Origin of the sequence: Streptomyces sp. NBC_00335 (assembly GCF_036127095.1) — a bacterium.
Classification (GTDB): Bacteria; Actinomycetota; Actinomycetes; order Streptomycetales; family Streptomycetaceae; genus Streptomyces.
The window spans coordinates 5,288,565-5,308,444 of record NZ_CP108006.1; the positions used below are offsets into that span (position 1 = coordinate 5,288,565).

A 19,880-nucleotide genomic window follows, 5' to 3' on the forward strand; every position below is an offset into this window, starting at 1 on the left:
ATGACACCCGGCAAGCCCCGTGGCCGCTCCCGCTGGGGAGCGCTGCGGGGCGGCGGGCTGCTCCCCGAGGGAGCACCCGGCGGTCCCGTACTGCGGCTGTTCGTACGCCTCGTACGCCGGCCGCTGCTTCCGGCTGTCCGGCTGTGGCGGCGCAACATCCAGCTCCGGGTGGTCGCCGCGACCCTGCTGATCTCCCTCGCCGTGGTCCTCGCCCTCGGGTTCGTGGTCATCGCGCAGGTCAGCAAGGGCCTCCTCGACGCCAAGGAGGAGGCCGCGCAGAGCCAGGCCGCGGGCGGCTTCGCGGTCGCGCAGGAGAAGGCCAATACGCCCTATACGGCGGACGGGCCCGACGCCTCCGACAACAAGGTCGGCCGGGACGCCAGTACCTGGATGAACTCCCTGGTCAAACAGCTCGCCAGTGGCGGGCAGAGCGCCTTCGAGGTGGCGGCGCTGGGTGCCGGCACCGGAACCGGCGAGGAACAGCCGTCCGCCCGCGGAGCCCTCGGCGGCGTCCGCGGAGCCCGCGCCTCCGGCAACGTGGATCCCACGGCCAGCGTCCCGCTGGAGCTGCGCCGCAACGTCAACCACGCGACCGGCGCCTTCAAGACCTTCTCGCAGATCCGCTACACCGACGCCGGGGACAAACTGCCCGAGCCCGCGCTCGTCATCGGCAAGCGGCTCATCGACATCAACGGCGAACCGTACGACCTGTACTACCTCTTCCCGCTCACGCAGGAGGAGGAGTCCCTCAACCTGGTCAAGGCCACCATCGCCACCGCGGGGCTCTTCGTCGTGGTGCTCCTCGGCGGGATCGCCTGGCTCGTGGTGCGCCAGGTCGTCACCCCCGTCCGGATGGCCGCGGGGATCGCCGAGCGGCTCTCGGCGGGGCGGCTCCAGGAGCGGATGAAGGTCACCGGCGAGGACGACATCGCCCGTCTGGGCGAGGCCTTCAACAAGATGGCCCAGAACCTCCAGAACAAGATCCAGCAGCTGGAGGACCTCTCCCGGCTGCAGCGCCGCTTCGTCTCGGACGTCTCCCACGAGCTGCGCACCCCGCTCACGACCGTACGCATGGCGGCGGACGTCATCCACGACGCCCGCGCCGACTTCGACCCGATCACCGCGCGCTCCGCCGAGCTCCTCGCCGGACAGCTCGACCGCTTCGAGTCCCTGCTCGCCGACCTGCTGGAGATCAGCCGGTTCGACGCGGGAGCCGCCGCGCTGGAGGCCGAGCCGATCGACCTGCGGGACGTCGTGCACCGGGTCATCGACGCGGCCGAGCCGCTCGCCCAGCACAAGAACACCCGGATCCGCGTCCTCGGGGACACCCAGCCGGTGATAGCCGAGGCCGACGCCCGGCGCGTGGAGCGGGTCCTGCGCAACCTGGTCGTCAACGCCGTCGAGCACGGCGAGGGCCGCGACGTGGTGGTCCGGCTCGCCTCGGCGGGCGGGGCCGTCGCCGTGGCCGTACGGGACTACGGAGTCGGGCTCAAGCCCGGCGAGGCCACCCGCGTCTTCAACCGCTTCTGGCGGGCCGACCCGGCCCGGGCGCGCACGACCGGCGGTACCGGCCTCGGCCTGTCCATCGCCGTCGAGGACGCCCGCCTGCACGGAGGATGGCTCCAGGCGTGGGGCGAGCCCGGCGGCGGCTCGCAGTTCCGCCTGACGCTGCCGCGCACCGCCGACGAGCCGCTGCGCGGATCGCCGATCCCGCTGGAGCCCGAGGACTCCCGGGCCAACCGGGCCAGGGCCGCCGCGGAGGGTTCCGCGGCCGCCGGGCAGCGGGCGCAGCAGGCGCAGCAGGCCGGGCGCGGCGACCGGTCGCCGATGCCGCCGAGGTCCCCCGTCGCGGGTGCGGTGCCGGTACCGGCCGACCCGACGGCGCTGCCGGGCAACGGGGCGCGGGTCGTGACCCGGCCGGGGCCGGCGGAGCAGGGACACGGCGCCGGGGGCGGGGCGGCGGACGCGCGGTCCGGCGGGACGGCGGGAGCAACCGACCGAGAGGGTGGTAGCGGTGGAGCGGGCGGAGCGGGTCGAGCGGGTGGAGCGGGCGGGGCAGCCGGAGCGGGCGGATCGCATGGGCGCTGAGCCGGGCCGGCCGCGCCGGCGCACGCCGCGCACCCGCGGGGCTCTCGGGGCTCGCGGGGCTCTCAGGGCGTTCGCCTTCGGGGCGGCCGGGCTGCTGCTGGCCGGCTGCGCCTCCATGCCCGACCACGGCGAGGTCCGTCCCGTGGAGGCCTCCCAGGGCGTCGACTCCCAGGTCCGGGTCTTCGGCGTACCGCCGGCCGACCGGGCCAGCCCGCAGGAGATCGTCGACGGTTTCCTGGAGGCCATGACCAGCGACGATCCGCAGCTCCAGACCGCACGCAAGTACCTCACCGAGGAAGCGGCGAAGAACTGGAAGCCCGGTGCGGCGGTCACCGTGCTCTCCGCCGGCCTCGACCGGTTCTCCGTACAGGGCGAGAAGGACCCGGCCGCCCCCCGGTTCAAGGTCGCGGGCAAGATGCTGGCCACGGTGGACGAGCGCAGCGCGTACCAGCCGGAGACCGGCGGCCGGCGCTACGAGCAGTTCCTCCAGCTCGTGCAGAAGGACGACCAGTGGCGGATCGCGACCCCGCCCAGCAGCCTGGTCCTGAGCGAATCCGACTTCCAGCGCATCTACATGCCGGTCAACAAGTACTACTTCGCGGGCGCCACGCTCGTCGCCGACCCCGTCTACGTGCGTCAGCGCAGCGACCCCGACTCCCGGATGGACCCCACCACCCAGACCGTCACCTCGCTGCTGGCCGGCCCTTCCAAGTGGCTGGGACCGGTGGTCACTTCGAGCTTCCCGACCGGTACGGAACTGCGGGAAGGCACCAAGTCCCTTTCGATCGACGGTCAGAACACGCTGCGCGTGCCCCTGAACAAGAACGCGGACGACGTGGACGAGGCGCAGTGCCAGCGGATGGCGACCCAACTCCTCTACACGGTCAAGGACCTGACGGGTTCCAGGGTCGACCGGGTCGACGTCGTGCGCTCCGACGGCACCACGCGCTGCCAGGTGTCCGAGGCGGCCGCGGCCGTGCTCGCCAACCGGCCGCCCTCGCCCGGCCACCAGTACTACGTGGACGCCGAGAACCGGCTGCAGCGGCTGAACCTGGACCCCAACCGTGAGGACCAGCAGGATCCGCCGACACCGGCCCCCGGGCCGCTGTCCACGAACCCGGCCTTCAAGGTGGGCTCCGCCGCCGTGTCCTACGACGAGAAGCGGGCCGCGGTCGTCTCCGCGGACGGGCACGGGCTGTACGTGGTCAACCTGACCACCGCCGGAGCGATGCCGCCGTCGCTGCTGACCGGCAAGGGGGCCAAGCCCAACGGGCTCGCCACCCCGACCTGGGACGCGGCGGGCGATCTGTGGGTCGCGGACCCCGATCCGCAGGACGCGGCGCTGTACCGGCTGCCCGGCGGCACCGGCACCCCCGAACGGGTCGAGGTGTCCGGGCTGGCCGGCGGGCGGATCACGGGGCTGAAGGCCTCCCCCGACGGGGTGCGGATCGCGCTGCTGGTGCAGCGGGAGAGCCGCAAATACCTGTACATCGGGCGGATCGAGCGGCCCGACGCGAAGGGCGACGTCTCCGCGGTCTCGGTGCGCGAGCTGCGCCCGGCCGCCCCGCAGCTGGCGGACGTGGTGGCGATGAGCTGGGCGCCGCGGGGCCGGCTGCTGGTGGTGGGCCGGGAGAGCGGCATGGTCGTCCAGGCCCGCTACATGCTGGCCGACGGGTCGATGGTCGGGGCCGGGCTGCCCGGGGCGAACGGGCTGGTGGCGGTGGCCGCGAGCGAGGACGAGAAGAAGCCGGTGGTCGCCGAGTCGCTGGAGGACGGCATCGTGTGGCTGCCGCCGGGGGCGCAGTGGCGCACGGTGGTGGCCGGCGGGCAGGCTCCGGTCTACCCGGGCTGAGGGCTGGGGACTGAAGGCTGGGGGCTGGGTGAGGGTGGGCCGGCCGTCGCCGCGGCGGGGTGTGACCTGCCCTCTCCGTGGTTGTCCACAGGGCTGGTGGAGTGCTGTCCCGGCCCGGCAGGGTGGACGTCATGCGGGAGTGGTGGCGGGGATGGGCCGGTGAGCTCGCCGGACTGGTGCTGCCGGTGACGTGCGCCGGCTGCGGGGCCGGCCGCGCGGTGCTGTGCGCAGACTGCCGGTCGGAGCTCAGTGGGGCCGGGGCGGGCCCGGTACGGCCGTCTCCGTGCCCCGGCGGGCTGCCCGCGGTGTATGCGGCCACCGCGTACCGGGAGGCCGTACGGGCCGTCGTACTGGCCCACAAGGAGCGCGGGGCGCTGCCGCTGGCCGGAGCCCTCGGGGCCGCCCTGGCTGCCGCCGTCCGCGCGGGCGGGGCGCAGGGAGGGGCGGTGGCCCTGGTCCCCGTGCCCTCCGCGCGGCACCGGGTGCGGGCGCGCGGGCACGACCCGGCGCTCAGGATCGCGCTGGCCGCCTCGGCGCGGCTGCGGCGGGAGGGCGTGCCCGCGCGCGTGACGCCCGTACTGCGGCTGCGGCGGGCGGTGGCCGACCAGGCGGGCCTGGGGGCGGCGCAGCGCCGGGAGAACCTCGCGGGGGCCCTGGAGGCGCGTCACGGTGCCGGGCGGGTGACGGCGGGGGCGGCCCGGATCGTGCTCGTGGACGACCTCGTCACCACCGGGTCCACGCTGGTGGAGGCGGCGCGGGCGCTGCGCGCGGCCGGGATCGGGGTGCCGGGCGGGGCGGCCGCGGCGGCTCTGGTGGCCGCCGTGGTGGCCGCGCCGGCGGACTCCTTCGTGCGTTCCGGCACTGGCGCAACTCGGACAGACCAAAAAACTTGTGAATAGATTTGGAACTGGCGGGGAAGGCGCATCGTTGCAGGTAGTAAGAGGGAACGGCCACCTGAACGGAGGTACGTTCCGGTAGCGGGTGCCGACAACCGGCATAGAGGGATATGTTCGGTTGTAAGGAATTGGCGAACCTTGGGCCCCATGCATCGGAGCGCACGTTTCGAGCGTCTGTACGTTTCGAAAACTTCGTGCCAGCAGAGGTTGTCCCTCGACTCCGAAGTCGGTGGGGTGTAGATCTTGCCGATGGGGGAGGAGGAGGTGGAAGTCGCCAAGTCCGAGGCTCCGGTGTTCACCGGGGTCTGGTGCGAAAGGGAGACGCTTCGCCCCTGAGGCGGAGCTATCCGGGAACGGAGTTCTGCGTGGACATCGTCGTCAAGGGCCGTAAGACCGAGGTGCCCGACCGGTTCCGCAAGCACGTGGCCGAGAAGCTGAATCCGGAGCGGATCCAGAAGCTCGACGCCAAGGTGATCAGCTTGGACGTCGAGGTGTCCAAGGAGCACAACCCGCGCCAGGCCGACCGTTCCGACCGCGTGGAGATCACCCTGCGTTCGCGGGGCCCGGTCATTCGTGCCGAGGCTTCCGCCGCTGACGCGTACGCGGCGCTCGACCTCGCTCAGGACAAGCTGGAGGCCCGGCTGCGCAAGCAGCACGACAAGCGCTACACCCGGCGCGGCGCCGGACGGCTCTCGGCGGCCGAGGTCGCCGACGTGGTTCCGAACGCCGCGACCCTGAATGGCAACGGCGAGCCGGTCAACGGGGAGAAGGCGGACGCGGACGCGATTCCGACCACCCGGATCGGATCGCTGGAAGTGCAGGGCGACGGCCCGCTCATCGTTCGCGAGAAGACCCACTCGGCCGCACCCATGTCGCTCGACCAGGCCCTGTACGAGATGGAACTGGTCGGTCACGACTTCTATCTGTTCGTCGATTCCGACACCAAGATGCCGAGCGTCGTCTACCGGCGCCACGGTTACGACTACGGCGTGATCCACCTCAACGCCTCCGACGCCGCCTCCAGCTCGGGTGAGCTCGACGGTGCGGGTGCGGGTGGCGCGCTCGGGGGCTGAGCCGCTGATTCCGGTCTGATTCCGGACTGATTCCGGGCTGGATCCGGATGTTCGTGCGGTGCCGGTGTGGTGCCCCCGCGTTCGCCCAGGCGGGCGCGGGGGCACTCTTATGAGGCGATGGCTGCGAAACGGTGGCCTGTATGGGTCGGCCTGTAATCGCCGGACCCCGTTCTGCCACGTAGGCATGGAATCATGTCGGGCAGTCAGCCGGCGGCCGCTCTCGTCGGATTGACCCAGCAGCTCAGCACACGTGGTGCAGGGGGAGGAACGATGGCGGACAGCTTCGGGCCGGTGCGTGATGACAACGGTGCGGGCTGCCGTGAGGAGGACCAGGTGGCAGAGCCGATCCGGGTGCTCGTGGTCGACGACCACGCGCTGTTCCGGCGCGGGCTGGAGATCGTCCTCGCGCAGGAAGAGGACATCCAGGTCGTCGGCGAGGCGGGGGACGGGGCGGAGGCCGTGGACAAGGCGGCCGATCTGCTGCCGGACATCGTGCTGATGGATGTGCGGATGCCGCGGCGCGGCGGGATCGAGGCCTGTACCTCGATCAAGGAGGTGGCGCCCTCCGCGAAGATCATCATGCTGACGATCAGCGACGAGGAGGCGGACCTCTACGACGCGATCAAGGCGGGGGCGACCGGGTACCTGCTGAAGGAGATCTCGACGGACGAGGTCGCGACGGCGATTCGTGCGGTTGCGGACGGGCAGTCGCAGATCAGTCCTTCGATGGCGTCGAAGCTGCTGACGGAGTTCAAGTCGATGATCCAGCGGACGGACGAGCGGCGGTTGGTGCCGGCGCCGCGGCTGACGGATCGGGAGCTTGAGGTTTTGAAGCTGGTGGCCACCGGGATGAACAACCGCGATATCGCGAAGGAGTTGTTCATCTCCGAGAACACCGTGAAGAACCATGTGCGGAACATTCTGGAGAAGCTGCAGTTGCACTCCAGGATGGAGGCGGTGGTGTACGCGATGCGGGAGAAGATCCTCGAGATCCGGTAGCTGAGGGTTTCCGGATCCCGTTCCGGATCCCGTTCCGGTTCCGGTCCCGTCAAGGGTGCGGGTGGGATGGCCCTGCGGGGCGGAATCCCCTACCCGCCCTTCGACCGTTCCCAGGGCTCTGCCCTGACCCGGTCCTCAAGCGCCGGACGGGCTGGAGAGGGGTGCCGGGCTGCGCCCGGACCCCCTGGGGCTCCGCCCCAGACCCCGGTCCTCAAACGCCGGACGGCTGGGTTGGCTGCGCCCGGACCCTGTTGGGCTCCGCCCCAGACCCCGGTCCTCAAACGCCGGACGGCTGGGTTGGTTGGCTGTGGGGCCCGGGGGCGAGCGGTGGGTGGTCAGAGGGTGGAGAGTTCTGCGGTTACCGCTTCTGCTTCCGCGGGAGAGCTCGCGCGGTCGATTCGGATGGTGTCGCAGCCGACCCAGGAGGCGGCCTCGCGGAGGGCTTCGGCCATGGGGCGGGCTGCCTTCGGGGTGGTCAGGGAGAGTTGGCGGGCCACCAGGGTGGTGCCCTCGCGGGCCGGGTCCACTCGGCCCTGGAGGTGGCCTCCGGCCAGCAGGGGCATCGCGAAGTAGCCGTGGATCCGCCGGGACTTGGGGACGTACGCCTCCAGGCGGTGGGTGAAGCCGAAGATCCGCTCCGTGCGCGGGCGCTCCCAGACCAGGGAGTCGAACGGGGAGAGGAGGGTCGTGCGGTGGCGGCCCCGGGGCACGGACGCCAGCGCTGAGGGGTCTGCCCAGGCCGGCTTTCCCCAGCCTTCCACTTCCACCGGGATCAGGCCCGCGTCCTCGACCACCGCGTCGAAGTCGACGGCCTTGAGCCGGTGGTAGTCCGCGATGTCGGAGCGGGTGCCGACGCCCAGGGACTGCCCCGCGAGGGCCACCAGGCGGCGCTTGCACTCGCGGTCGTCCAGGTCGTCGTGGAGCAGGGCGGCGGGGACCGCGCGCTCGGGGAGGTCGTAGACCCGCTTCCAGCCGCGCCGCTCGGAGCAGACCACCTCGCCGACGTCGAGGAGCCACTCCACCGCGATTTTCGTCTCGGACCATTCGAACCACTCGCCGCCGTTCTTGGCGCCGCCCAGCTCGGTCGAGGTCAGAGGGCCTTCGGCGGCGAGGCGGTCCAGGACCGTCTTCGTCGAGCGGTGCTTGTCCTCCAGGACGTGCCAGCGGTGGCCGCGGGCCTTGTTGGCCCGGCGGCGGAAGGCGAAGTGCGGCCACTCCTCCATCGGCAGGATGCAGGCCGCGTGCGACCAGTACTCGAAGGCGTGCTGGTCCGACCAGTACGAGGCTTCGACCGTGGAGCGGCCGACCGCGCCGAGGCGGGCGTACGGGATGAGCTCGTGGGAGCGGGCCAGTACGGAGATCGTGTCGAGCTGGACGGCGCCCAGGTGACGCAGGATTCCGCGTACCCCGCCGCGGCGGTCGGGGGCTCCCATGAAGCCCTGCGCGCGCAGGGCGATCCGGCGGGCCTCGTCGGCGGACAGCGAGATCAAGGTCATGTCCGCAGCCTAGGCGGCGCCACTGACAGCGGGCAGGTACGGGACGGCGGACGGCAGGCCGATGTCCGCGGGGAGCAGCGCGCCCACCCACGAGTCGCGGACGCCGTCGGCACGGTGCAGGGAGGCCCGCAGGAGTCCCTCGATCTGGAATCCGGTCTTCTCGGCGACGGCGCGGGAGCCGGCGTTGCCGACCTCGGCGCGCCATTCCAGGCGTACGGCGCCCAGGTCGGTGAAGGCCCAGCGGGCTACGGCGGTGACGGCCTCGGCCATGAAGCCCTGCCCGCGGTGTTCCTTGACCGCCCAGAAGCCGATCTCGTACGAGTTCGCCCCGAACGCCTCGTGCACGTGGACGCCGACGGCCGCGACCAGCGGGCCGCCGGGGCCGAGGCGGACGGCGAAGGAGTAACCGGTGTCGTCGCGCCAGCCGCCGGGAACCAGCTCGCCGACGAAGCCGCGGGCGTGCTCGCGCTCGTACGGGGAGGGGACCATGGTCCAGCGTTGGATGTCGGGGTCCTGGCAGGCGGCGAAGACCTCGTCCTCGTCGGCCGGGCCGAAGGGGCGCAGCTGCAGTCGGGCGGTGTTCAGGACGGTGGGTTCCATGGAGTGATTCTGGTTCTCCGCCGCGCCCGGGGCGAACACTTTTCCCTTGCCCCGGCACCTTCGGTGCCCCCCGCACGTTCTCTTTTCCGGGCAGTCCTGCCCCGCGGATGGTACGGACCTCCCGACACGACCGTGTCCTCGCTTACGATGGCCGTTGCGGTGGGGCCCACCCTCCGTGCCCGCGCACGAAATAGTGCCAGGCCCGACCGGCAAGGAGACAAACCTCGGTGTCCGTCTTCAACAAGCTCATGCGTGCAGGCGAAGGCAAGATCCTCAAAAAACTGCACCGCATCGCGGACCAGGTCAACTCCATCGAAGAGGACTTCGTCAACCTCTCCGACGCCGACTTGCGTGCGCTCACGGACGAGTACAAGCAGCGCTTCCAGGACGGCGAGAGCCTGGACGACCTGCTGCCCGAGGCCTTCGCGACGGTCCGCGAGGCCGCCAAGCGCGTCCTCGGCCAGCGTCACTACGACGTACAGATGATGGGTGGCGCCGCGCTGCACCTCGGCTACGTGGCCGAGATGAAGACCGGTGAGGGCAAGACCCTCGTCGGCACGCTGCCCGCGTACCTGAACGCGCTGTCCGGCAAGGGCGTCCACCTGATCACGGTGAACGACTACCTCGCCGAGCGCGACTCCGAGATGATGGGCCGGGTGCACAAGTTCCTCGGCCTGGAGGTCGGGTGCATCCTGGCGAACATGTCTCCGGCGCAGCGCCGTGAGCAGTACGCCGCCGACATCACGTACGGCACGAACAACGAGTTCGGTTTCGACTACCTCCGCGACAACATGGCGTGGTCGCAGGACGAGCTCGTCCAGCGCGGCCACAACTTCGCCGTGGTCGACGAGGTCGACTCGATCCTGGTCGACGAGGCCCGTACCCCGCTGATCATCTCGGGTCCGGCCGACCAGGCCACCAAGTGGTACGCGGACTTCGCGAAGCTGGTCACGCGCCTGACCAAGGGCGAGCCCGGTCAGCCCCTCAAGGGCATCGAGGAGACCGGCGACTACGAGGTCGACGAGAAGAAGCGCACCGTCGGCATCCACGAGTCCGGTGTCGCGAAGGTCGAGGACTGGCTCGGCATCGAGAACCTCTACGAGTCGGTGAACACCCCGCTCGTCGGCTACCTGAACAACGCCATCAAGGCGAAGGAACTGTTCAAGAACGACAAGGACTACGTCGTCATCGACGGCGAAGTCATGATCGTCGACGAGCACACCGGCCGCATCCTCGCCGGCCGCCGCTACAACGAGGGCATGCACCAGGCGATCGAGGCGAAGGAAGGGGTGGACATCAAGGACGAGAACCAGACCCTCGCGACGATCACCCTCCAGAACTTCTTCCGCCTGTACTCGAAGCTGTCGGGCATGACCGGTACGGCCATGACCGAGGCCGCCGAGTTCCACCAGATCTACAAGCTCGGTGTCGTCCCGATCCCGACCAACCGCGACATGGTCCGCAAGGACCAGGCCGACCTGATCTACCGCACCGAGGTCGCGAAGTTCGCCGCCGTCGTCGACGACATCGCGGAGAAGCACGAGAAGGGCCAGCCGATCCTCGTCGGTACGACGTCGGTCGAGAAGTCCGAGTACCTCTCGCAGCAGCTCTCCAAGCGCGGCATCCCGCACGAGGTGCTGAACGCGAAGCAGCACGACCGCGAGGCCACGATCGTCGCCCAGGCGGGCCGTCGCGGCGCCGTCACGGTCGCCACGAACATGGCCGGCCGCGGTACCGACATCAAGCTCGGCGGCAACCCGGACGACCTCGCCGAGGCCGAGCTGCGCCAGCGCGGTCTGGACCCGGAGGAGCACATCGAGGAGTGGGCGCACGCCCTTCCCGAGGCGCTCACGCGGGCCGAGGCGGCCGTGAAGGCGGAGTTCGAGGAGGTCAAGGAGCTCGGCGGGCTGTACGTGCTGGGCACCGAGCGCCACGAGTCGCGCCGTATCGACAACCAGCTGCGCGGCCGCTCCGGCCGACAGGGCGACCCGGGCGAGTCCCGCTTCTACCTGTCGCTCGGCGACGACCTGATGCGGCTGTTCAAGGCGCAGATGGTCGAGCGCGTCATGTCGATGGCCAACGTGCCGGACGACGTGCCGATCGAGAACAAGATGGTCACGCGGGCCATCGCTTCGGCCCAGTCGCAGGTCGAGACCCAGAACTTCGAGACGCGCAAGAACGTCCTGAAGTACGACGAGGTGCTGAACAACCAGCGCACCGTCATCTACAAGGAGCGCCGCCGGGTGCTGGAGGGCGAAGACCTCCAGGACCAGATCCGTCACATGATGGACGACACGATCGACGCGTACATCACGGCCGAGACGGTCGAGGGGTTCGCGGAGGAGTGGGACCTGGACCGGCTGTGGAACGCCTTCCGGCAGCTCTACCCGATCAAGGTCACGGTGGAGGAGCTGGAGGACGCCGCGGGCGACCGCGCCGGCATCACCGCCGAGTTCATCGCGGAGTCCGTCAAGGACGACATCCACGAGCAGTACGAGGCCCGCGAGGCCACGCTCGGCTCCGACATCATGCGCGAGCTGGAGCGCCGCGTGGTGCTGTCGGTGCTGGACCGCAAGTGGCGCGAGCACCTGTACGAGATGGACTACCTGCAGGAGGGCATCGGCCTGCGGGCGATGGCCCAGAAGGACCCGCTGGTCGAGTACCAGCGCGAGGGCTTCGACATGTTCAACGCCATGCAGGAGGGCATCAAGGAGGAGTCCGTCGGCTACCTGTTCAACCTGGAGGTCCAGGTCGAGCAGCAGGTCGAGGAGGTCCTGGTGTCGGACTCCGGTCCGTCGCTGACCAAGCCGGAGATCCGGGCGAAGGGTCTGGACGCCCCGCAGCGGCCGGACCGGCTGCACTTCTCCGCGCCCACCGTGGACGGTGAGGGCGGCGTCGTCGAGGGCGACTTCGAATCGGAGTCCGGTGACGACTCCGACGGGATGACGCGCGCGGAGCGCCGCAAGGCCGCGAAGGCCACGGGCGGCCGTCGCCGCAAGAAGTAACCCGCGCCGCTCGCGGGACCACCGCCGGGGCCGGACACCACGCTGTGCGTGGGGTCCGGCCCCGGCGGCGTTCGCGGGTACGGGTACCGGTACGGGCCGGGCGCCGGGGTCACGGGCGCGGGCCGTGGAGTTCCACGGCGGCGCAGCGCCAGCGCAGGTCGGGGCCCTGCTCCAGGCGGAAGGCCAGCGCGGTGAGGCGGTCGCCCGTGGCGATGCGGGCGAAGGCCTCGATGACCCCCGGACCGGGGGTGAAGCGGCCGCATCCGTGCAGGACGGGGCTGGGCCGGCGGGCCTCGTACGGGCGCTCCTGCGGCGGGTCGGCGGGGGCGAGGGTGATCAGCTGGTCGTAGGCCGGGCCGATGGTGTGGCCGATCAGGGAGTGCACGGGACGGCGTCCGCTGAGGACGGCGAGCAGCCGTTCGGCGAACCAGTCGTGGGGGCCGCGGTGGATCCCGGCGGAGGGCCGGCGCCGGTCGTGGCGGCGGCCGGGCCGCGCGGAGCCGGGGCCGGTGCTCGCGGGCCTCGCGGAGCCGCGGCCGGGGCCTGTGCCGGCTCCGGCGCTGCCGGGCGTGCGGGGGGTCGCGCTCCCGGTGGTTACTGGGCGCCGGGCGGCCCCGGTGGGTGCGGGGCTCGTGGGCCTCGTGGGGGTGGGGGTGGGGGTGGGGGTGGTGGTGCTTTCGGCGGTGCGGGGGGTGCTGATGGGCATTGCGGTCGTCCCCGGGGGTCGGGCCCGGCGTGGTACCGGGCGGTAACTTGGTAGGGGACTTCTACGGGGCTGCGAACATGCTCCGCAACGACGCCGCGGGAGCCGTCCCGCGCCCGGCCGCCTTCACCTATCCGGGTCGGTCCCCGGCCGCCCCCGGGCCCCGCCCCGGGTCCCGCAAGGAGCGAGGTGGACGCCGCGCGGCCCCGCCGCGGCACCCCGAAGGGGGACGCGGGCCGTCACGGACGGAGTCCGTGACCTCCGGCGGGCGTGCCCCCGGCGCGACCCAGCCCGCCGGAGCCGCGCAGGCCCCCGGGGAGAAGGCGTGCGAGGGGGCGTCGCGAAGGACCGCGGGCGGCCCGGTCGTATCCTGGGGGCGTTTCCGACTACCGAAAGCAGCCGGCCATGCGCGTGTACGTCCCCCTGACCCTCCCCGGGCTCGCCGAGGCGCACCAGGCGGGTGAGCTGGGCCCGGCTCCGCTGCGGGCGTACGCCGTCACGCCCGGGCTGCGCGAGTGGTACGTCTCGGACGACATCGAGGAGCTGGAGTACGCCGCCCTGACCAGGGCCGCCGCCGCCTCGCTGCGGATGATCGCCGAGGACGGGGCCGCGCCCCGCAAGCGGGTCGTGGTCGCCCTCGACGTGGACGACAAGGCCGCCACCGCCACCCCCGGCGCCGACGAGGCCACGCTGGGCCAGGTGGCCCTCGCCGGGGCCGTACGGCTCGCGGTGGCCGCCGCGGTGCACGTGGACGCGGAAGAGGCCCTGGAGGACGTGAGCGCCGCCGTGGCGGCCGTCCCGGCCGCGGACGGGGGCGACGAGGACGCGCGGTCCACCGTCGACGGTGCCGAGGACCACGAGCTGCTGTGGTTCGGGATCCAGGAGATTCCGGGGCTGCTGAAGTGAGCGCGGCATCCCGGAACCCGGAATCCCGGAACCCGGCGGCATCCCAGAACCCGGCGCCCGAGGGCACCCCGCTCGTGGTCCCGACGCCCGAGGGCCCCGCGCTCGCGGTGCCGGCGCCGCCCGTGGCCGCCGCGCCCGAGGGCCCGGCGGCACCGGTCCGCGCCCCCGCGGCCCCGCACATCGTCTGGGACTGGAACGGCACGCTGCTCCACGACATCGACGCCGTGATAGCCGCCACCAACGCCTCCTTCGCCGAGCTCGGCCTCGCGCCGATCACCCTGGAGCGGTACCGCGAGCTGTACGTCGTACCGGTGCCGAAGTTCTACGAGCGCCTCATGGGACGGCTCCCCACGGACGCCGAGTGGCTGGTCATGGACGAGGCCTTCCACCGCCACTACTGGGTGGCCGCCGAGGACGCCGGGCTCGCCGAGGGGGCACGTGAGCTGCTGCGGGGCTGGCAGGCGGAGGGGCTGACGCAGTCGCTGCTGTCCCTCGCGCCCCACGACCAGCTCGTGCCACTCGTCCGGGCGCACGGGATCGACGGGCACTTCCTGCGCGTCGACGGGCGTACCGGGCCCTCCCACACCACCAAGGCGGGGCACCTCGTACGTCACTTGGCGGCCCTGGACGGGACGGGAGTGAGCGCCGGTCGTACGGTACTCATCGGAGACGCCGTGGACGACGCGCTGGCCGCCGCGCACGTGGGCGCGCGGGCCGTCCTCTATACGGGCGGTTCGCACAGCCGCGGCAGTCTGGAATCAGCCGGTGTCCCCGTCGTGGACAGCCTGGCGGAGGCCGTACGCACTGCTCGCGAGCTGGCCGGATAGCGACCGGGCCATGAGCGGAGAGCGACCGCGCACCGGCCTGGCACGCACGGCCGGGCGAGACCCTGTCCAGAGTGTCAAAGTTACCCCCCCTCTTTTGTACACATACAGCTCATGACGAGCCGGGGGTGGAGCGAGATAGCCTGGTACCCGTGATCAGCGCGATAGTTCTCGGAGGCACCGAAGCCTCCGCCCGGCGCCCGGCGCACCACCGTGCCCGGGCCCTCGCTGATCCCCGCCCCCGGGACATCCTGCCGATCATGGCCGATTTCCTCCCGGTGGGCTCTCTCGACGGCATAGCGTCGATCCCGAACGGACACCGACATCCCGCCTCGCGGTGCTATGCCATTCCTTCCTTCACCTACGTCACGCAATGGCGCGCGACAGGAGCCAGAGGACATGCAGACCAAGCTGGACGAAGCAAAGGCCGAGCTGCTCGCGCGGGCGGCACGGGTAGCTGAGAACAGCCCGGCCGGGGGGCTACTTCCGACTGGGTCCGAGCAGGGGGAGCGTCCCGACCGGGACACGACTCTCGCCTACCTCCAGCGCTACTACCTGCACACCGCCCCGGAGGACCTGCTCGACCGGGACCCGGTCGACGTGTTCGGGGGCGCGCTCTCGCACTACCGGCTCGCGGCGAACCGTCCGCAGGGCACGGCGAACGTGCGGGTGCACACGCCCACGGTGGAGGAGAACGGCTGGACCTCCAGCCACTCCGTCGTCGAGGTGGTCACCGACGACATGCCGTTCCTCGTGGACTCCGTGACGAACGAGCTGTCCCGCCACGGGCGCGGCATCCACGTCGTGATCCACCCGCAGGTCGTCGTCCGCCGCGACATCGCCGGCAAGCTGATCGAGATCCTCGGCCCCGACTGCGACGCGCACGGTCCCCGCACCGCGCGCCCCCACGACTCCCTCGTCGAGTCCTGGATCCACGTCGAGATCGACCGCGAGACCGACAAGGCCGACCTCAAGCAGATCACCGCCGATCTGCAGCGCGTCCTGTCCGACGTACGCGAGTCCGTCGAGGACTGGGAGAAGATGCGCGACGCGGCGCTGCGCATCGCGCAGGAGCTCCCCGAGGAGCCCACCGCCCCGGACCTGCGCGAGTACGAGCTGGAAGAGGCCCGTGAGCTGCTGCGCTGGCTCGCCGACGACCACTTCACCTTCCTCGGCTACCGCGAGTACAACCTCGTCGACGGCGACGCCCTGGCCGCCGTGCCCGGCACCGGCCTCGGCATCCTGCGCTCCGACCCGCTGCACCACGGCCAGGACGAGGCGCACCCCGTCTCGCCGTCCTTCAACCGGCTGCCGGCCGACGCCCGCGCCAAGGCCCGCGAGCACCGCCTGCTGGTGCTGACCAAGGCCAACAGCCGCTCCACCGTGCACCGGCCCTCCTACCTCGACTACGTCGGCGTGAAGAAGTTCGACGCCGACGGCAACGTCGTCGGCGAGCGCCGCTTCCTCGGCCTGTTCTCCTCCGCCGCCTACACCGAGTCGGTGCGCCGGGTCCCGGTCATCCGCCGCAAGGTCGCCGAGGTCCTCGAAGGCGCCGGCTTCGCCCCGTCCAGCCACGACGGCCGCGACCTGCTCCAGATCCTGGAGACCTACCCGCGCGACGAGCTGTTCCAGACCCCGGTCGACCAGCTCCAGGCCATCGCCACCTCCGTCCTGTACCTCCAGGAGCGCCGCCGGCTGCGGCTGTACCTGCGCCAGGACGAGTACGGGCGCTACTACTCCGCGCTGGTCTACCTGCCGCGCGACCGCTACACCACCGGCGTGCGGCTGCGGCTGATCGCGATCCTGCAGGAGGAGCTCGACGGCATCAGCGTCGACTTCACCGCCTGGAACACCGAGTCGATCCTCTCCCGCATCCACTTCGTCGTCCGCGTCCCGCAGGGCACCGAGCTGCCCGTGCTGACCGACGCCGACGTCGAGCGGATCGAGGGCCGCCTGGTCGAGGCCGCCCGTTCTTGGGCCGACGGCTTCGGCGAGGCGCTCGTCGCGGAGCTGGGCGAGGAGCGCGCCGCCGAGCTGCTGCGCAAGTACGCGAACTCCTTCCCCGAGGGCTACAAGGCCGACCACTCGCCGCGCTCGGCCGTGGCCGACCTGTGCCACCTGGAGCGGCTGTCCGCGAGCGACCGCGAGTTCGCGCTGTCGCTGTACGAGCCGGTCGGCGCGGGCCCCGGCGAACGCCGGTTCAAGATCTACCGCACGGGCGAGCAGGTCTCGCTCTCCGCGGTCCTGCCGGTCCTGCAGCGCCTGGGCGTCGAGGTCACCGACGAGCGGCCGTACGAGCTGCGCTGCACCGACCGCACCAACGCGTGGATCTACGACTTCGGTCTGCGGATGCCGCTTCCGAGCGGCAACGGGGACCCCGCCGGGAGCTCCAACTACCTCGGCGACGACGCCCGCGAGCGGTTCCAGGACGCCTTCTCCGCGGTCTGGCAGGGCGACGCCGAGAACGACAACTTCAACACCCTGGTGCTCGGCGCCGGACTGACCTGGCGACAGGCCGTGGTCCTGCGCGCGTACGCCAAGTACCTGCGCCAGGCCGGTGCCACCTTCAGCCAGGACTACATGGAGGACACCCTCCGCAACAACGTCCACACCACCCGGCTGCTGGTCTCCCTCTTCGAGGCCCGGATGTCGCCCGGCCGCCAGTCCGCGGGCACCGAGCTCGTCGACGCGATGCTGGAGGAGCTGGACGGGGCCCTGGACCAGGTCGCCTCGCTGGACGAGGACCGGATCCTGCGCTCCTTCCTCACCCTCATCAAGGCGACGCTGCGCACGAACTTCTTCCAGCTCAACTCCGCGGGCGAGCAGCACTCGTACGTGTCGATGAAGTTCGACCCGCAGGCCATCCCCGACCTGCCGGCGCCGCGCCCGGCCTTCGAGATCTGGGTGTACTCCCCGCGCGTCGAGGGCGTCCACCTGCGCTTCGGCAAGGTCGCCCGAGGCGGCCTGCGCTGGTCCGACCGCCGCGAGGACTTCCGTACGGAGATCCTCGGCCTGGTCAAGGCGCAGATGGTCAAGAACACCGTCATCGTGCCCGTCGGCGCCAAGGGCGGCTTCGTCGCCAAGAACCTCCCCGACCCGTCGGTGGACCGCGACGCCTGGCTCGCCGAGGGCATCGCCTCGTACAAGATCTTCATCTCGGCGCTGCTCGACATCACCGACAACCTCGTCGGTGGCGAGGTCCTGCACCCCAAGGGCGTGGTCCGCCACGACGAGGACGACACCTACCTCGTCGTCGCCGCCGACAAGGGCACCGCGACCTTCTCCGACATCGCCAACGGGGTGGCCGAGTCCTACGGGTTCTGGCTGGGCGACGCCTTCGCCTCCGGCGGCTCGGCCGGCTACGACCACAAGGGCATGGGCATCACCGCCCGCGGCGCCTGGGAGTCCGTCAAGCGGCACTTCCGCGAGCTCGGGCACGACACCCAGACGCAGGACTTCACGGTCGTCGGCGTCGGCGACATGTCCGGCGACGTCTTCGGCAACGGCATGCTGCTCTCCGAGCACATCCGCCTGGTCGCGGCCTTCGACCACCGGCACATCTTCATCGACCCGAACCCGGATGCGGCGACGTCCTACGCCGAGCGCCGGCGCCTCTTCGACCTGCCGCGCTCCTCGTGGGCGGACTACGACAGCTCCCTGCTGTCGGCCGGTGGCGGGATCCACCCGCGCAGCGCGAAGGCCATCCCGGTCAACGCGCAGGTCCGCGAAGCCCTCGGCATCGAGGCCGGCGTCACCAAGATGACCCCGGCCGACCTGATGAAGGCGATCCTCCAGTCCCCGGTGGACCTGCTGTGGAACGGCGGCATCGGTACGTACGTCAAGGCGACGGCCGAGACGCACGCCGACGTCGGCGACAAGGCCAACGACGCCATCCGCGTCAACGGCTCCGACGTGCGCGCCAAGGTCATCGGCGAGGGCGGCAACCTGGGCCTGACCCAGCTCGGCCGCATCGAGTTCGCGCGCAGCGGCGCCGGCGGCGAGGGCGGCAAGGTCAACACCGACGCCATCGACAACAGCGCGGGCGTGGACACCTCCGACCACGAGGTGAACATCAAGATCCTGCTGAACTCGGTGGTCGCCGACGGGGACCTGACCGTCAAGCAGCGCAACAAGTTCCTCGCCGAGATGACCGACGAGGTCGGCCGGCTGGTGCTGCGCAACAACTACGCCCAGAACGTGGCGCTGGCCAACGGCGCCGCCCAGGCCCCCAGCCTGCTCCACGCCCAGCAGCGCTTCATGCGCCGCCTGGGCCGTGACGGCCTGCTGGACCGCGCCCTGGAGTTCCTGCCCAACGACCGGCAGCTGCGCGAACTGCTGAACAACGCCAAGGGCCTGACCCAGCCGGAGCTGGCCGTCCTGTTCGCCTACACCAAGATCACGGTGGCGGACGAGCTCATCCACACCGAGCTGCCGGACGACCCGTACCTCGACCGCCTGCTGCACGCCTACTTCCCGGGCGCGCTGCTCGCGAAGTTCCCCGAGCAGGTCGACGGGCACGCGCTGCGCCGCGAGATCATCACCACGGTGCTGGTCAACGACACCGTCAACAGCGGTGGCTCGACCTTCCTGCACCGCCTGCGCGAGGAGACCGGAGCCTCCCTGGAGGAGATCGTCCGGGCGCAGCTCGCGGCCCGCGAGATCTTCGGCCTGGCCGAGGTGTGGGACAGGGTCGAGGCCCTCGACAACGAGGTCGCCGCCGACGTCCAGACCCGGATCCGGCTGCACTCGCGGCGCCTGGTCGAGCGCGGTACGCGCTGGCTGCTGAACAACCGGCCGCAGCCGCTCCAGATCACCGAGACCATCGAGCTCTTCGCCGAGCGGGTGGAGCGGGTCTGGTCGGACGTGCCGAAGCTGGTGCGCGGCGCGGACCTGGAGTGGTACGAGGCCGTCATGGCCGAGCTGATCGGCGAGGGCGTGCCGGAGGAGCTGGCGGCCAAGGTGGCCGGGTTCTCGTCCGCCTTCCCGACGCTGGACATCGTCGCGATCGCCGACCGTACGGGCGTCGAGCCGCTGGCCGTCGCCGAGGTGTACTACGACCTCGCCGACCGGCTCGACATCACCCAGCTGATGGACCGGATCATCGAACTGCCGCGGGCCGACCGCTGGCAGTCGATGGCCCGCGCGTCCATCCGCGAGGACCTGTTCTCCGCGCATGCGGCGCTGACCGCGGACGTGCTGGCGGTCGGGAACGGGACCTCGACTCCCGAGGAGCGCTTCAAGGCGTGGGAGGAGAAGAACGCGGCGATCATCGGGCGGGCGCGGACGACTCTGGACGAGATCCAGGGGTCGGACGACTTCGATCTGGCGAATCTGTCCGTCGCCATGCGGACGATGCGCTCGCTGCTTCGGTCGCACGCGTAGCCCTGCGGGCGGCGGTACTCGAACGGGCCGGGCCCGGGACCCTCTGGGGGGTTCCG

Annotated in this window: 12 protein-coding genes; 9 read left to right on the top strand and 3 right to left on the bottom strand. The window is 71.4% G+C overall.

What is annotated here, in order from left to right; all coding sequences use genetic code 11:
- The 5 genes from mtrB to OHA37_RS23835 all read left to right on the top strand — a co-directional run bounded on the left by mtrB (position 1) and on the right by OHA37_RS23835 (position 6,908).
- Positions 1–2,088, top strand: a complete 2,088-nt coding sequence (gene mtrB / locus OHA37_RS23815; RefSeq protein ID WP_266908304.1) for an MtrAB system histidine kinase MtrB — start codon at positions 1–3, stop codon at positions 2,086–2,088.
- Positions 2,078–3,940, top strand: a complete 1,863-nt coding sequence (locus OHA37_RS23820; RefSeq protein ID WP_266908306.1) for an LpqB family beta-propeller domain-containing protein — start codon at positions 2,078–2,080, stop codon at positions 3,938–3,940. The genes mtrB and OHA37_RS23820 overlap by 11 nt, the downstream gene beginning before the upstream one ends.
- A gap of 131 nt (positions 3,941–4,071) precedes the next feature.
- Complete coding sequence (locus tag OHA37_RS23825; protein WP_266908308.1) at positions 4,072–4,839, top strand: ComF family protein; 768 nt, start codon at positions 4,072–4,074, stop codon at positions 4,837–4,839.
- 362 nt (positions 4,840–5,201) lie between these two features.
- Positions 5,202–5,909 carry a ribosome hibernation-promoting factor, HPF/YfiA family gene (gene hpf / locus OHA37_RS23830; RefSeq protein ID WP_266908310.1) on the top strand — a complete coding sequence of 236 codons (708 nt, stop codon included), beginning with the start codon at positions 5,202–5,204 and terminating at the stop codon, positions 5,907–5,909.
- A gap of 270 nt (positions 5,910–6,179) precedes the next feature.
- Complete coding sequence (locus OHA37_RS23835) at positions 6,180–6,908, top strand: response regulator (protein ID WP_266908312.1); 729 nt, start codon at positions 6,180–6,182, stop codon at positions 6,906–6,908.
- A 335-nt stretch (positions 6,909–7,243) separates the two neighbouring features.
- Here OHA37_RS23835 and OHA37_RS23840 read toward each other — a convergent pair whose 3' ends face one another.
- Both OHA37_RS23840 and OHA37_RS23845 read right to left on the bottom strand, forming a co-directional pair.
- Positions 7,244–8,404 (bottom strand): winged helix-turn-helix domain-containing protein, encoded by a 1,161-nt coding sequence (locus tag OHA37_RS23840; RefSeq protein WP_266908314.1) that lies wholly within the window; start codon positions 8,402–8,404, stop codon positions 7,244–7,246.
- A gap of 9 nt (positions 8,405–8,413) precedes the next feature.
- A complete protein-coding gene (locus OHA37_RS23845; protein WP_266908316.1) occupies positions 8,414–9,004 on the bottom strand; it encodes a GNAT family N-acetyltransferase in 591 nt (196 codons plus the stop codon).
- Between the two features lie 227 nt (positions 9,005–9,231).
- Between OHA37_RS23845 and secA the strand changes: the two genes are divergently transcribed.
- Positions 9,232–12,009, top strand: a complete 2,778-nt coding sequence (gene secA / locus OHA37_RS23850) for a preprotein translocase subunit SecA (protein WP_266908318.1) — start codon at positions 9,232–9,234, stop codon at positions 12,007–12,009.
- A 109-nt stretch (positions 12,010–12,118) separates the two neighbouring features.
- On the opposite strand, the gene OHA37_RS23855 is transcribed toward secA, so the two are convergent.
- Positions 12,119–12,715, bottom strand: a complete 597-nt coding sequence (locus tag OHA37_RS23855) for an Rv3235 family protein (RefSeq protein ID WP_266908320.1) — start codon at positions 12,713–12,715, stop codon at positions 12,119–12,121.
- Between the two features lie 402 nt (positions 12,716–13,117).
- Here OHA37_RS23855 and OHA37_RS23860 point away from each other — a divergent pair, with 402 nt between their 5' ends.
- From OHA37_RS23860 to OHA37_RS23870, 3 genes are all read left to right on the top strand, one after another.
- A complete protein-coding gene (locus OHA37_RS23860) occupies positions 13,118–13,618 on the top strand; it encodes a DUF6912 family protein (protein ID WP_266908322.1) in 501 nt (166 codons plus the stop codon).
- A gap of 122 nt (positions 13,619–13,740) precedes the next feature.
- Positions 13,741–14,445, top strand: coding sequence for an HAD family hydrolase (locus OHA37_RS23865; protein ID WP_266913042.1), 705 nt, complete (start codon positions 13,741–13,743; stop codon positions 14,443–14,445).
- Between the two features lie 396 nt (positions 14,446–14,841).
- Positions 14,842–19,824: an NAD-glutamate dehydrogenase gene (locus tag OHA37_RS23870; protein WP_266908324.1), complete on the top strand. Its 4,983-nt coding sequence runs from the start codon at positions 14,842–14,844 to the stop codon at positions 19,822–19,824.
- Positions 19,825–19,880: the final 56 nt, after the last annotated feature.